At 43.3% G+C, this 15190-nt stretch carries 12 protein-coding genes and 1 rRNA gene; 3 read left to right on the forward strand and 10 right to left on the reverse strand.

Annotated features, from left to right (window positions below; all coding sequences use genetic code 11):
• A 5S ribosomal RNA gene (gene rrf / locus EWV84_RS23050) occupies positions 1-110 on the forward strand; the annotation flags it as partial.
• Positions 111-157: 47 nt separating this feature from the next.
• Here rrf and EWV84_RS06535 read toward each other — a convergent pair.
• From EWV84_RS06535 to kaiC, 3 genes are all read right to left on the reverse strand, one after another.
• Complete coding sequence (locus EWV84_RS06535) at positions 158-2782, reverse strand: DNA polymerase III subunit alpha (RefSeq protein WP_286825567.1); 2625 nt, start codon at positions 2780-2782, stop codon at positions 158-160.
• 84 nt (positions 2783-2866) lie between these two features.
• Positions 2867-3697, reverse strand: a complete 831-nt coding sequence (locus tag EWV84_RS06540; protein ID WP_287077286.1) for an amino acid ABC transporter substrate-binding protein — start codon at positions 3695-3697, stop codon at positions 2867-2869.
• A gap of 79 nt (positions 3698-3776) precedes the next feature.
• Positions 3777-5297 (reverse strand): circadian clock protein KaiC, encoded by a 1521-nt coding sequence (kaiC, locus tag EWV84_RS06545; protein ID WP_002797104.1) that lies wholly within the window; start codon positions 5295-5297, stop codon positions 3777-3779.
• A 326-nt stretch (positions 5298-5623) separates the two neighbouring features.
• Here kaiC and EWV84_RS06550 point away from each other — a divergent pair, with 326 nt between their 5' ends.
• Positions 5624-5773 carry a hypothetical protein gene (locus EWV84_RS06550; protein WP_287077288.1) on the forward strand — a complete coding sequence of 50 codons (150 nt, stop codon included), beginning with the start codon at positions 5624-5626 and terminating at the stop codon, positions 5771-5773.
• A gap of 78 nt (positions 5774-5851) precedes the next feature.
• Here EWV84_RS06550 and EWV84_RS06555 read toward each other — a convergent pair whose 3' ends face one another.
• From EWV84_RS06555 to EWV84_RS06580, 6 genes are all read right to left on the reverse strand, one after another.
• A complete protein-coding gene (locus EWV84_RS06555; RefSeq protein ID WP_287077290.1) occupies positions 5852-6778 on the reverse strand; it encodes a branched-chain amino acid transaminase in 927 nt (308 codons plus the stop codon).
• A 23-nt stretch (positions 6779-6801) separates the two neighbouring features.
• A complete protein-coding gene (locus EWV84_RS06560; protein ID WP_287077292.1) occupies positions 6802-8562 on the reverse strand; it encodes a M61 family metallopeptidase in 1761 nt (586 codons plus the stop codon).
• A gap of 145 nt (positions 8563-8707) precedes the next feature.
• Positions 8708-11158, reverse strand: a complete 2451-nt coding sequence (locus tag EWV84_RS06565; RefSeq protein ID WP_287077294.1) for a transglycosylase domain-containing protein — start codon at positions 11156-11158, stop codon at positions 8708-8710.
• 130 nt (positions 11159-11288) lie between these two features.
• Positions 11289-11870, reverse strand: coding sequence for a rod shape-determining protein MreD (gene mreD, locus EWV84_RS06570; protein WP_287077296.1), 582 nt, complete (start codon positions 11868-11870; stop codon positions 11289-11291).
• A complete protein-coding gene (mreC, locus tag EWV84_RS06575) occupies positions 11837-12586 on the reverse strand; it encodes a rod shape-determining protein MreC (RefSeq protein ID WP_286825561.1) in 750 nt (249 codons plus the stop codon). Before mreC ends, mreD begins: the two co-directional genes overlap by 34 nt.
• Before the next feature lie 90 nt (positions 12587-12676).
• Positions 12677-13714: a rod shape-determining protein gene (locus EWV84_RS06580; RefSeq protein WP_287077299.1), complete on the reverse strand. Its 1038-nt coding sequence runs from the start codon at positions 13712-13714 to the stop codon at positions 12677-12679.
• Positions 13715-13941: 227 nt separating this feature from the next.
• On the opposite strand from EWV84_RS06580, the gene EWV84_RS06585 reads away from it, so the two are divergent.
• Positions 13942-14292: a single-stranded DNA-binding protein gene (locus EWV84_RS06585; protein WP_002797092.1), complete on the forward strand. Its 351-nt coding sequence runs from the start codon at positions 13942-13944 to the stop codon at positions 14290-14292.
• Between the two features lie 56 nt (positions 14293-14348).
• Here EWV84_RS06585 and EWV84_RS06590 read toward each other — a convergent pair whose 3' ends face one another.
• On the reverse strand, positions 14349-15158 hold the full coding sequence (locus EWV84_RS06590; protein WP_286825560.1) for an aminotransferase class IV: 810 nt from the start codon (positions 15156-15158) through the stop codon (positions 14349-14351).
• Positions 15159-15190: the final 32 nt, after the last annotated feature.

Below are 15190 nucleotides of genomic sequence, written 5' to 3' on the forward strand. Positions count from 1 at the left end.
CTTTAACGTGATGGCACCACTCCGATTCCATCCCGAACTCGGTTGTGAAACTTCACCGTGGCCAAGATACTTGTCGGGTTGCCGACCGGGACAATAGCTCGATGCCAGGATTATTCTTTCTAACCCCTCAATCCGACAAGATTGGGGGGTTTGGCTTTTAGGAAAAATCAGAGGATTTTAAATCTAAACCTCGCTCAAATATTGTATCTATGGCTAACATTTCTCCGTCGCTAGTCATAAATTTATGATCTTTGGTTGCTTGGATAGTTTGCCCATTTTCTAGGGTGTATTCAAAGACTTCTTGTAAACCTCGCTCGTGCCATTGAGAGATTGGTTGACTATAAACAAAACCATTTTGGTCAACAGTATAAACAGTGCAGTTAATTTCTTCGCTCACAATTTTAGCAATTGGTAATAATCCGTATTCCTCAGTTAAAATTAACGTCTCACCTCCTAGACAATATTCGGCAAAATTTACCATCTGTTCAAAGAGATTTTCAGCGATTCTTTTTTCCACACCATTTTTAGCAGCACCATCGATAAACATCTCCCTTTGTTTCTGCATTTCGGAGGCTTTTTTCTTACCCATTGCCCGACGCAATAGATCCGCTTCTCCTAGGGAATAACCGGCTAAATCCTGCGCCATTTTCATAATCTGTTCTTGATAGACTAAAACTGCGTAGGTTTCCTTAAGAATTGGTTCCAATAAAGGATGATCATAACGAATGGGTTCTCTACCGTGTTTTCTGCCAATAAAGAGAGGAATTAATCCCGCATCTAAAGGACCAGGGCGATAGAGTGCTAGGATTGAAGATATGTCCTCAATACCCGATGGTTTTAACTCTTTAACGATCTGTTTCATCCCCGATGATTCTAACTGGAAAATCCCTTCTAAATCCCCTTCTTCTAGTAATCCGTGGGTTTTGAGAATATCGGGAGGTAGTTTTTTATGTTCCCCTTTAGCCCGAATTTGCAGGGCTTTTCTTTCATCTAAAGGCAATTGTTCGAGATCGATATCTATACCCTGATTTTGTTTAATTAAATCGGCGGTTTTTTTCAAAGTGGTTAAATTTCTTAACCCTAAAAAGTCCATTTTTAACAATCCCAATGATTCTAAATCCTCCATAAAATATTGCGTAATTACCGCCCCATCATTATTTTTCTGGAGGGGAACCACTTCATCTAAAGGTTGGGAAGAAATGACGACTCCCGCAGCATGAACTCCGAAGGTTTTGTTAGTACCTTCGATACGAATTGCCATATCTAACCAATGACGCACATGGGGTTCCGTATCGTATCTTTCTTTAAATGCTGGTTCGGGAGTTTCATCGGAAATCATCACTTTTAAAGGTGTGGGTTTACCGCGAGAAACGGGAATCATTTTCGCCATTTTGTCCGATTCGGCGTAGGGAATATCTAACACCCGCGCCACATCTTTTAAGACAGCTTTTGATGTCATGCGGTTAAAAGTAATGATTTGGGCAACATTAGCCTCCCCGTATTTTTCCGTGACGTATTGGATCATTTCATCCCGTCTCTCGATACAGAAATCCGTATCAATATCAGGCATAGATTTCCGTTCAGGATTGAGAAAACGCTCAAATAATAAACCGTGATGAACGGGATCAATATTGGTTATTTTTAAAGAATATGCTACCAAAGAACCCGCCGCAGAACCGCGTCCTGGACCGACGGGAATATCATGATCTCTAGCATATTTTATATAGTCCCAAACGACGAGAAAATAGGTAGAAAATCCCATTTTCTGTAACATTTTTAATTCGTATTCAAGCCTTTCTTTGTAAACAGGCTCAATCTCGTGACGAGAAGGACATTTTAATCTTTCTAGTAATCCTAACCAAGCAATTTCTTCTACATAACTATCGGCAGTATGTCCCGCAGGAACAGGATAATTAGGGAGTCTCGGTTCATTAAATATGTTATAAGGTTCGACTTTTTCTGCTACTTCTAAGGTGTTATTAATCGCTTCTTCAATCACATCTTCGGGCAGATGATCACGGAAAAGTAACCGCATTTCATCAGCAGATTTTAAGTATTCTGTGCCGCTATAACGGAGGCGTTTGTCTTCAGTAATTAACTTGCTAGTTTGAATACAAAGCAAGGCATCGTGTGCCTCTACATCGTAACAGGAAATAAAGTGAGAATCGTTAGTAGCAACTACTTTAATTCCTAATTCTTTAGCAATTTTAACTATTTCTACATTAACAATCCGATCTTCTTTAGAACCGTGGTCTTGAATTTCTAAGTAAAAATCATCACCAAAAAGTTTTTTATACCATTTAGCAGTTTCCTTAGCCAGTTTTCTATTATTAGCTAAAATCGCTTGGGGAATCTCTCCACCCAAGCAAGCACTGGTAACTATCAATCCTTCGTGGTATTGTTGGAGTAACTCTTTATTGATACAAGGACGAGCAAAAATGCCTTTACCTTGAATACCTTTCAGATTAGAAATAGTAGTTAATTTAACCAGATTTTTATAGCCTTGGGTATTTTTGGCTAAAACAACTTGATGATATTTTCGGTGGCGAAGATTGACTTCAATATCGCCATTGACTACATACATTTCGTTGCCAATAATTGGTTTTATTCCCTTATTACGGCAGGTTTTAATTAATTCGATCGCACCATACATGACTCCATGATCGGTTAAAGCGATCGCTGGTTGTCCTAATTCGATCGCTCGATCAATTAGTGCCGGTAATTGGGAAGCACCGTCAAGTAAGCTATAATCACTGTGAATATGTAAACCGACAAAAGACATAGTTTTTCAGGAAAAAGTGATAAGGAAAAGGCAAAAAAAACAAGAATTTACTGACTTTTAATTTTCAGCAATCACAGTCTATTTTTAGGGTTGATTGAGAATCGTATAGGGGAAAGAACTTTCTTCTAAATTAAACCATTGTTCTCGCAGTTTCTGGTTATCATTGCTGCCGACGACAGTATCAACAAATTTTTTCCATTCGGGATCGTTTTTGGGTAAAATACAGCCATAAAGTTCGGTGGTAATCGGTTGACGGGGTAGTAGCACAAATTGTCGCGGATCCTGTCCTTGTTTAACGATTTCCCCCAGCAGAAGAATTCCATCACTAACCACTGCTTTTACTTCTCCCCTTTGTAATTTTGCCACTGCTTCACTTCGATCGCTGACAGCTTGCCAATTAGCCAGAGGATAGATATAACGAATAATACTATCGGTGGTGGTGTGGGGAATATAGGCGATCGCAACTGCCGCTAAAGTGTTATTAATATCTATTTTATCAACATTTTCCCTTTTAGTTAAAAATTGCGCTCCTGTCATAAAATAGGGAATAGAAAAATTAACCTTTTCTAGTCTTTCTTCCGTAATTGTTGCCGCATTACAGGATAAATCTACTTGTCCCTGTTCCACTTGCTGAAAACGATTATTAGTCGTCGCTTCTGTAAAGGTTATTGTAATCGGTTTACCTAATTGTTGTTCTAATCGACGTTGGACTAAGCGCATTAATTCCACTCCGTAACCTGTCCATTGTCCCGTTTTCTCATCGATATAACTAAAGGGAGTAGCGTCTTTTCTGGCTGCCGCTTTTAATTCTCCCGTGCGAGCAATTCTTTGTAAAACTGTTTCTGCCAAGGCTGATAAATGTAGGTTATTTATCAGTAAAAGACCTAGAAAAATAAAGCAAAAGTTTTTAGACATATACATATCAAGAAAGCAAGAAGGAGATAGGGAGAAAAAAGCTAACGGCCGATGTGCGATTAGCAAATGCTGCTGTATTTTAACTACGATCCTCGAATAATCCACTCAAACGTTCTACTTCTGTTTGTGCTGTGTACATAGGAGTTCCAGCCAGAATTCCGGTAACATTACGGAAAGGTTGACCGATGTGCATACCTTGATGATCGATCGAAAACTCACGAATATCCTTATCGTGCATAGAACCGCGCATTTTTAAAACAGTGATACCGCGGCGCATTTCTCCATACATTTCCACATAACGCAGCAGAATAATTGAATCAGTAATTGTAGAAATATGCGCTTCTGTGATCGAGGAACCTCCTAATAAAGTGGGAGTGGTGGAAGTAAATAATCCTCCCACCTCTTTTTGCTTAATAAAAGAAGTCAAACCGATAATAAATTCCCGAAATCCTTTCAGATTAGAAACCCTTTCTAAAGCAGATAAACTATCTACTGCCACTCGATTCGGTTGAAACTCCTCGATAATTTCCTTCATCATAATTAGATGATTTTCCAAACCCGTAGTTTCGGGATAACGGCAGACTACCTTTAATTTACCTTCCTTTTCCATGCGGTCATAATCCACACCCCAACCGGTAGCATTTCTAAATAACTGTTCGCGACTTTCCTCGAAGGCAAAAATTAAACATCTTTCCCCATTGGTTACTCCCCCGGCCATAAATTCTGTCACCATGAGGGTTTTTCCTGTTCCCGTGGCTCCCGAAACCAAAATAACCGAATCGCGGAAGAAACCACCACCACACATTCTATCGAGTTCCAGGCTGCCGGAAGTAATACGAATATTAGAGGATTTTTGTTCTAATTCAATAGCTGATAAAGGAATAATCACGGCCCCTTTGTTGGGAATAATTGTAAAAGGAAATTCTCCTTTTTGGTGATCGGTTCCCCGATATTTTAAAATTTCGATCGTCCTTCTTCTTTTCTCATCGGTTAAAACGTTGCGTAAAATCACCACATTATCGGCCACAAACTCCTCCACCCCATAACGACTGATTTCGCCGTATTCTTGGGTTCTTTCTGCGGTCATAATCGCTGTTACTTCCAATTCTCGCAAAGCGGTTGCCAGACGAAAAAGATCACTTCTCACTTGAGCGCTATCACTTAAATGGCTAAAAATTGCGCCTAAAGAATCCATAGACACCCGTTTGGCTTTATTTTTGCGAATAGCAAACTCAATGCGAGCGATTAATGCGCCTAGGTCGTATTCTCCTGTCACCATCGGCTTTTCTTCCGGTTGGGGGGAAGCATCGACAAAGGCCCACTGACGATTCTCCTCCCACTGCCGGATATTCCAACCAAAACCACCCATATTTTTTCTTAGTGCTTGGGGTGGCTCCTCAAAGGTGACAAAAACGCCATTTTCTCCATTTTTGATGCCTTCTGCGAGAAATTGACAGGCAAAGACCGTTTTAGCACTTCCTGCCGTCCCCGCTATCAAAGTTGCTCTTCCTTTCGGCAATCCCCCTTCCGAAAGAAAATCAAAGCCGGGGATTCCTGTTTCTAACTTCTCAATCAACTCTAGGGGATTATTTTGCGTCATTTAAGTTCTCTATGAAAACGAGCTAATGTTTATTGTACCTATTTCAGTGACCAGTGATACCGGAAATTCATCCCTAGTTTGAGAGTTTGAGCATTTGTAATAAAATTTCCAAGACATCGTTTAAATGCAGGACAGCTTAACCCAAGCATAAAGAGATTGGTTATATTCAAGGGAAACTATATAAGTAGGTAAATCTTGGCCACAATTAACCAAAATACCAATAAACTAATAGTTAGAATCAAAGTAAGTTTTGTCTTTAGTGAATTAATACTATCCTTGACAACTTTGAGAGAGTTTAAGGTATAATCATACTTATTTGCTCTACTATGGAACATACAACCGATAATAATCAAAATCAGCAAAAAACCGACAATCAACAAGAAAAAACAGCAACAGGGAAGAAACCCGTGCTGAAGATTGATCCCAATAAAACTATACCCTATATACAGGAAGGAGCCAAACCTAAAAATAGATAAATTCTGTTTATTTCAGGGTTCCTTGAGATGCGTAAAATGATGGCGCATCTCAAGGAGAAATCAAGTAAATTTCTCTAACTATAAAGGAACTTTAGTAATCCAATCTTGATACTTTGGTTCCTGATTGAGAACGATAGAACTTAACTTTTCTTTTAACTGATAAGTAATCGGTTTAGCCGCGGGTAAAGAAAAAGTTTCAATCCTTTTAATCGGAGTAATTTTCGCCGCAGTGCCACTTAAAAACACCTCATCAGCGATAAATAACTCCGTCTTATCTACAGGTCTTTCAATAACCGGAATACCCAAATCCCGCGCAATCGTTAAAACACTATCTCTAGTAATCCCCTCTAGAATATCTTGGTCAAAACTAGGAGTAATTAGCTGACCATTTCTGATAATAAAAATATTCATTCCCGTCGCTTCACAGACTTTACCCTGAGAATTCATCAAAATTGCCTCATCAAACCCCGATTCTACCGCTTCCGTTTTTGCTAAAGCAGAAGTGATATAAGCGGCGCTAATTTTACCTCGCAACGGGAAACTTCTATCCTCCTGACGATACCAAGAACTAATCCGACAGTTAACCCCATCGGCTGCTAAATAATCATCCATTTCTAGACCATAGACGAGAAAATCCTTCTCGATACCATGCAATCGCGGAGCAATTCCCAACCCCGAACTATAGACAAGGGGACGAATATAAAAAGGTCGATGACACTGATTCTTTTTCACAAAATCGATAATTATTTGATAGATTTTATCGGCAGGAATCTCGTAATTAAGAAACTTAGCACTTTGACTTAAACGCTGAGAATGACGGTCTAATCTAAATAATAATATCTGTCCGGGATTGCTAGGGTCGGGAGTACCTCGTAAACCCCCAAAAGCGGCAGTTCCGTAGTGTAGTGCGTGGGTAGCAATGGATAATTTTGCCTCACTGAAAGGGATAAATTTATTCTCAAAATAGGCGAGAGGAAGGAAAGTAATTTCGGCGGTAATAGACATTTTTTTGTTGATTTAACCAAGAACTAAACGGGATTTACCCATGCGGAAAAATTTTGTTTCTGGCTATTAGAAGGATTTTCTACCCTGATAATTTCATAGCGAATCGTCTGCGGGGTGGCCAGTGGAACAGCAAGGGTTCGCAATTCATCGAGATGAAAGACTGTTATCTGAATAATATCACCTGCGCGGTAGTCTTTTAATCTTTCGTTTAACTGTTCCGCCGTCACCCGCAATCCATCGATGGCTAATAACTCATCATCAGCATTAATTCCCGCTTTTTGACAAGGAGAACCCATCTCGACAAATTTAATCATTTCTTTACCCGCTTCACTCTGTACCCGCATTCCCAGATGAGGTATCGTTTCCCCATTGCCAACACCCCGCAGATAGAGTCCAAAAGGTTCAAGATATTCATTAAAGGGTAATTCTGCCAAACCGTCGATATAACGGCGGTAGAAGTCGCTTAAATCCACCCCTGCGGCAGATTCGAGAATTGCTTGCAATTCCCCATCGGTATAACCAATCTCCTCTTTACCGAAATGTTGCCACATCGAGCGTAAAACATCATCGAGGCAACGACGGTTATCGGTGTGGGTGCGAATTAGTAAATCGAGAAGCAGCGACAATAATTCCCCCTTGAGATAGTAGGAAATTTGACTATTATCGCTATTGCTATCCCGTCGGTAGAGTTTTATCCAGGCATCGAAACTCGATTCGCCTAGAGGTTGGACAAGACGACCGGGTATATTGAGATAACGAGTGATTTCCTTGCTTAAAAGCTCTAAAAAAGTCTTACTATCGTATATTCCTGCCCGTAGAGGGATTATCATATCGTAATAACTGGTGGTTCCTTCGGCAAACCAGAGGGAAGAAGTATAATTCTCTGCGTCATAATCGAAGCTTTCTAAAGCTTTTGGGCGAATACGCTTGATATTCCAGAGATGAAAGAACTCATGGGCGACTAATTGCAGAAAACGATTATATTTATCCTTATCTCGTAATCCCAAACGCATATAGTTAAGGGTACAGGAATTTTTATGTTCTAGTCCCCCGTAACCAGCCGCCGAAAGATGTAGCAAAAAGAGATAATTATCATAAGGGAGTCCACCGAACATAGCCGACTCGGTTTGAATAATTTTAGTGGTATCGGCGATAATTTGACTAGGATTGGCGTTTCCCCGTCCCCAGATAGCTAATTGATGGGGTTTTCCCTCGACGACAAAATCGTATAACTGATGAATACCCACCTCCACAGGACTGTCCACCAGGGTATCAAAATCGGGAACGTGAAAAGTGTTTTTCTGTCCGGATAAAGATTTTAAGGTAGTGGTAACGCGCCAATCGCCATGGGGGGGGATAATTGTCAGGGTGAGGGGATGTTTTTGATAATCGGGGATATAGAAAAATAAAGCGGCCCCGTTGAAGTAACCGTGAGTATCATCGAGATGGTTGGTTCTGACGGTTAAATCGTGGGCAAAAACGCGATATTTGACCGTTATTTCTGAACTATTACCGGTGTCAATCTGCCAGTGATTTTTAGCAACTTTGCGACTGTTGAGGTTAACAGCTTGAAAATCTTGGACTAAACGGGAGTATTCCCGCACTAGATAGGAACCGGGAGTCCAAACCGGCATTTTTAGGTTTAAAATCGGTGCTTGCCAACCAGTAATCTGTAGAGTAACTTCAAAGAGGTGTGAAGTCGGTTCCGGCATAGCCACTTGATAGCTGAGACTTAAACGGGTTGAGGAGACGGTAGTGGGGGAAATAAGACTGGTCATCGGCATTAAACAGGCTTTTTAGTTATTATAGCGGCAAGCTTTCGGCCAATTTACCCAGTTTCGCCGCCAAAAATCCGATTTTTTTCCAAGATTTTACCGAGCAGTTGTGGAACTGTAACCCCCGCAGGATTTGCGGGGTTTTTTTGCCGATTCAGCGTCTTTCTGCTGGGGGTGCAGGAGGAGTCACATCGGGGGGAGGAGTTACCTGTAGGGGAACCGAACGAGTTTCGGGAGCTGCCACAGTGACGGGAACGGTAATCGGTTCGGCTGCCGGGGGGGCCGTATTTTCAGGACTAGGAACAGCGGCGCTGGTAGGAGCGACGGTAGTACGCCGACGACTAGAACGGCGTTGGCTGGGTTCGCTAGTATTAGAACGAACGATAGTTTGCTCGTGACTTACCCGAACCCGTCGCCGTCTGCGGATGGGTCCTTCGGTGGGGGAACCCTCATCGCTGCTGGCTAAACGATTGTTAGTAGTTTGGGTAAAGTAGGTACGTCGGGGTTTAATGGGTTCCGCTTTTACTGTCACTGGACGTTTGCCTAAATTCGGTTCTGGGAAACCTTGATAGGGAATATCCTTAATTGCTTCTAACATAAATTGTCGCCACATCCAAGCGGACATGGTACTGGCTCCATTGGTGGGTTTATTATTGTCATTACCGAGCCAAATTCCCGTGACTAATTGGGGAATATAACCGACGAACCAAAGGTCGCGAGCCTTGTCAGAAGTGCCGGTTTTTCCTGCCACCGGACGACCAATTTGTGCGGGGGTTCCCGTTCCCGAATTAACCACATCCTGCAGCATCCAAGTCATCGTCGCCGCCGTGTTTTGATTGAGAGCAGTTTTCGGTTTAAAATTGGCTTGATAAATTACTTTACCATGGCGATCAAGTACCTGATTAATACCGTAAACTGGTTGATGCACACCATTATTAGCAAAGGTTCCGTAGGCGCTAGTCAATTCTAAAAGATTGACTTCCGAAGCACCCAAAGCCAAAGAATAAGTGGGTAAAAGTTTCGACTGGATACCCAGATCTTGAGCTAATTTAATCACCGGATTCCAACCCACAGCCACTAACACCTGAACTGCCACCACATTCAGGGAAGAAGTCAAAGCATCGCGCATGGACACCTCGCGGCCGCTATACTTATCGCCGTAGTTTTCTGGTTTATAACCATCCACCACATACTGTGCATCTTTATAATTAGAATAGGGGGATTTCCCCGCCGCAATCGCCGCCGCATAGACAAAAGGCTTAAAAGTAGATCCTGGCTGACGTTTTGCCTGTGTCACCCGATTGAATTGATTCTTATCGTGGTCAATTCCCCCGACCATGGCCTTAATTTGTCCATTTTTGGGGTCAATTGCCACTAAAGCCGCCTGTTGGAAGTTCTGCCACTTGCCATAACGAGAAACCGCTCTTTCTACCACTTCCTCCCCTTCGCTTTGCCAACGAGGATTAAGGGTAGTTTTTACCACCAATCCCCCCGCTTCTAGGGTTTTAGCGGGAACCAGTTGCGGCAGTTCTTTTTCCACATAATCGGTAAAATAGGCCGCTTGCCGTTGCAGACGTTTTAGGGGACTGGTTTTAATGCCTAGGGGAGATGCGATCGCCAGTTCTGCTTGAGCGTTAGTAATAAATCCCACCTCGGCCATAGTTTTTAGGACGATATTACGCCGTTCTAGGGCAGATTTAGGGTTTTCGAGGGGAGAATAGAGACTAGGAGCGGGAACAATCCCTGCAAGGGTGGCAGCTTCGGCTAGAGTTAATTTATCGACGGGTTTACTGAAATATAACCAAGCGGCATCGGCAAGACCGTAGGCCCCGGAACCGAGATAAACTAGGTGAAAATAACGCTCTAAAATCTGGTCTTTTGTATATTTATCTTCTATTTTCTGAGCGATACGCATTTCCCGTAATTTGCGATCAAAGCTCTTTTCTTGGGATAAAAAGACAATCCGAGCCAATTGCTGGGTGATGGTGCTGCCTCCTTCCACCACTCCCCCGGCTCTCAGGTTAGAAAAGAGAGCGCGAGCAATACCCTGGCCATCAACTCCCCCGTGTTCGCGAAACCGGCGGTCTTCACTAGCGATAAAGGCCTCCTGTACCAGTTGGGGAACTTGGGCAATTTTCACGGTTTCGTAAGTGCTAGGGCCATTTTGCTTGAGGATTTCCCCATTAGCGGCTTGAATGGTTAGGGTGCCGGGACGAGCATAGGTTTGTATATCGGCGATATTTTGCGGTAGAGAGGTTTCAAGGCGATAAATGCCCCAACCTACCCCTAAAATGCCCCCAGTTACGCCTAATCCCAATCCCAAGTACAACCCAAAGCGGGGATGTTGTCGCCATTGCGGTAAGGGGGAATTGTCGATCAGGGTAGTAAATTTGTTTTTTAAGGGTTTTAACGTCTCTAGAGCCTTGCTACTGGTTCGGGAGACTAAATTAACCTTTTTTTCTTCGGAAGCGGCTTCTACTGGCTTTTCCCCCGCAACTGGCGCAGATTCGGAGTCGATAGGAGCGACTTTAGGGGGTTGCTCGGAATTCTCTAATTTATTAGCAAGATTATGAAAAAATTGACTAAGTTTTTGTTTGTATTTCATGTTAGTTGAGCGGGTGAGGGTGAGGGTGTTGGGGGTTGGGTGTTGGGTGTTGGGGGATAGGGTGTTGGGGTTTTAGGGTTTTACCCCCATTTCCCCATCTCCCCATCCCCTAACCCCTATCCCCTATCCCCTAAAGATCGCTAAATTGTCGCCACCATTGCTGGAGGGGATAATAGACGAGGGGAGTCCAGAGACTACTAAGCAGAGCAGAAGTGAGGCCAAGGCGTTGATAATCGAGCCAAAGATCAGGGAGATTTTTGCCTCCTTGTAGATAGTATTGAAAAGCGATCGCACCATCGGCGATTAAAGTCATAACAAAGACAATTAAGACCACGGCGATCAATTCTTCTTTAACATAACGTTGTCGGTGTAAACGGGAAGTGAGGAAACCGATGAGACCAAAAACCATGATATGGGAAGGATAATTAGAGGTAAGACTATCTTGAATAGTGCCGAGCGCTAATCCGGCCACCACACTATCGAGACAAGAGCGATTGAGACTCCAACTAACCAACCAAATCAGTAACCAATTGGGAGCGATGCCTAAAATCTCCATACCGGGCAGCCGCATTAAGGAAAGAAAGGTACAGAGAAGCAGTGAAGCGACAGTGACTAAAATATTCAGTATAAAACGAGAACGGGCTGATAAACGGCTTAATTTCAGCATAATTCCCCCTCTCACTGCTGGGGTTGCGGGTGAACGAAGACCCATTCGAGATTGTCCACGGTGGCGGTAAATTCAATTTTGGCGGTGGGGGCGGGATTTTCCTGTAAATTAAGGGAAATTATGCGACCGATGGGCAAACCTGGCGAAAAAAGACTACTAAAAGCCGAAGTTGTCACCACATCTCCCGGTTTCACATCGGGAGCTTTTTCAAAAAAGCGCAGGGTGGCGACTTGGGAATCCTGACCTTGAATTAAACCCATGGCCCGACTACGATTCACCGTTGCTCCGATGCGACTTTGGGAATTACTGACCAATAAAACTTTGCTGGTGTGGGGAGTAACTTCCGTAATCCGTCCCACTAAACCGCCAATTCCCGTCACCGAAGCACCCACTTCCACACCATCGGTGCTACCCCGACCGATAATTACCTGTTGCCACCAATCATCAGCGCTGCGGCCAATAATTGGGGCAGAAATCAGGGGTTTTTTCTGGGTTTGATAATAACCAAGCTGTTTTTTTAATTGTTGATTTTGATATTCGACTTCACTTAAACGATTTTGTAATTCTCGCACCCGTTGATCGGCCAGAAGTTGCTCTTGCAGATTAGTTTCCTCTCCCTGAAAAGGGCGGGTTAATAAACCATACAATTCTAAAATCGCCCCACTTTGATAGGTACGAATGTACCAAGCCACCCCCAAAGCGGCAGCGAGCAGAAAAAGTCGCCATCCCTGCTGTGTCCATTTTCGTCGTGCTGAATACATGAGCGATTTAAAACCTCTTGGCTGTGTAGAGTGAGAATCCGTGTATTTTTCCGCTGCTGATAGCTAACGGCTAACCGATCCTAGTGACCTTTAGACATTGCGAGTTGTTTCATTAACGATCCGCTCAAAGAGTTTCTGATTTTTTAACACTTCTCCCGTGCCTTTGACAACACAGCGCAGGGGATCTTCAGCGATATGGGTAACGATACCGGTTTCGTGACTGACTAGGCGATCGAGTCCCCGTAATAAAGCACCCCCTCCCGCTAACATGATGCCGCGATCGATAATATCGGCCGCTAATTCGGGGGGAGTTTTTTCTAGGGTACGTTTGATCGCATCAACGATCACGGAAAGTGGCTCATCCATACTTTCCCGCACTTCTTCCGCTTTTATCGTCACGGTGCGGGGTAAACCGGACATGAGATGTAATCCCCGCACTTCCAGAGGAGGAAATTCATCTCCGGGGGAGGGATAAGCTGAACCAAGGCGAATTTTAATATCTTCGGCCGTGCGTTCCCCGATAATTAGGTTATGGACTTTTTTCAGATAAGCGATAATTGAGTCCGTGAGTTCATCCCCAGCGACGCGCACCGATTCGCTGATCACCGTCCCATCAAGACTGAGAATCGCCACTTCCGTCGTGCCACCACCGATATCGATGATCATATTTCCCGTCGCTTCCGAGACGGGTAAACCGGCACCCAAGGCCGCAGCAACCGGTTCATCAATTAACCCCACTTCTCGCGAGCCGGCATTTTTGGCCGCATCCACCACCGCACGTCTTTCTACTCCGGTAATCCCACTGGGAACACCGATTACCATGCGGGGATTGCCAATCGTGCCATCGAGCGCTCGTTTGATGAATTCCGCTAACATGATCTCGCAACTGTAAAAATCGGCGATTACCCCATCGCGCAGGGGTCGCAGAGCGGTGACATGGCCCGGAGTCCGACCGAGCATTTTTTTGGCCTCCTCCCCGACAGCGATCGGGTTACGATCTTGATCGATCGCCACTACCGATGGTTCCTCTAAAACGATGCCTTTCCCTGACACATAAACGAGGGTGTTTGCTGTCCCCAAGTCTATACCTATGTCCCTTGATAAGGCTAGACCTCTAAAAAAACCCACTTGTTTTCACTCCTGTTCTGATAACAACGTTGCTTGCTATAGCTAGATTTTCGATCGAATCGACTTGGATTTTATTACGTTTTGTTTCTCAAGTCTAGTTAATTATCGCTTCTTTCTCTCCAGATTTACGCAAGTCTTCGGCCTAATTTTCTGGCTGCCCACCGGTCAAAGTCAGGGTTTCGGGCTAAAATAAACATACTATTGTACTAAATTGAGGATTTAAGACCATGAGTTTAAATCTGGTTCATTTGGTGGGACGAGCGGGGAGAGACCCGGAAACCAAGTATTTCGAGTCGGGTAAGGTTTTATGTACTTTCACTTTAGCGGTTAATCGTCGCTCTAAAAATAGCGATCAGCCGGATTGGTTCGATCTGGAAATTTGGGGCAAAACGGCGGAGGTGGCCGCTAATTATGTGAAAAAAGGCGGTTTAATCGGGATTAAAGGTTCTTTAAAAATGGATACTTGGAATGATAAAAACACGGGATTAGCTCGTTCTAAACCGGTGATTCTCGTCGATCAACTAGATTTACTCGGTTCTAAACGCGATAGTGAGGCTAATTCCGAGCGAGAATTTTAAAGCTTGAGCGGTATTATTTCCAGATTTTAGGTGTGTTAGCCTCTAGTAACACACCCTTATTTATTCTCTAATTGACTGGAAAAATATTGCTGTAAATCCGGTAAAACTTGCCGATAAATAGCTGTATTTATCTCTAGATCACAGCCAAGAATAGAATTAAAAGGGATAATTTCCACCAGAGAATTACTATAAGCAATTCCTTGTAAAGTCCTGACAAATTCAGGAGTCCAGAGATTTTCTTGCAGGGAGATATTTTGTTTTTTTAACCAGCCGATCAAAGCCGAGCGCCCGATCCCGGGTAAAATATCAGCAGTAAGCAGGGGACTGTACCAGCAATTATCTTTCCATCCCCATAAATTGCCCGTGCTAGTTTCTAACCAATTCCCGACTCGATCAACTAATATCGCCTCTTTTGCTCCTTTTTTTTGAGCAGTTTGTGACGCTAACCAAGGGGTTAAATAATTACCAGTTTTATGTTCTCCTAAAACGCGTTGCCAAGCGGGATTATCTATTACCCACCCAATAATTCCCCGCTCTTGTCTAAGGTTTAAATCTTCGGGTAAAAATCTGCCTTTAATCCACTCCCTACCATCGGGAAAAATTGTAATTCTCAGGACAGGATACAATAGGGATAATTTTTCGGCTCCTTGGCGAATTCGCTGCCAATCGGGAGCGGGCCAGTGGAAAACTTGTAAACTAGAGTGCAAACGTTCGAGATGCTCTTGCCAATGGGTTAGAGGATGATCTAAGCTTTGTTGATAGATACGCAGGGTAGTAAATATTGTGGCTCCATAAAGCAACCCCACGTCATCAATACCCAGACTTATTCGCTCATCCTCGATTAATTCGCCATTATACCAATACATAAACTGTTTACTGTTTACTGATAACTGACCTA

This window comes from Microcystis sp. M_QC_C_20170808_M3Col, from assembly GCF_007095505.1.
Lineage (GTDB): Bacteria > Cyanobacteriota > Cyanobacteriia > Cyanobacteriales > Microcystaceae > Microcystis.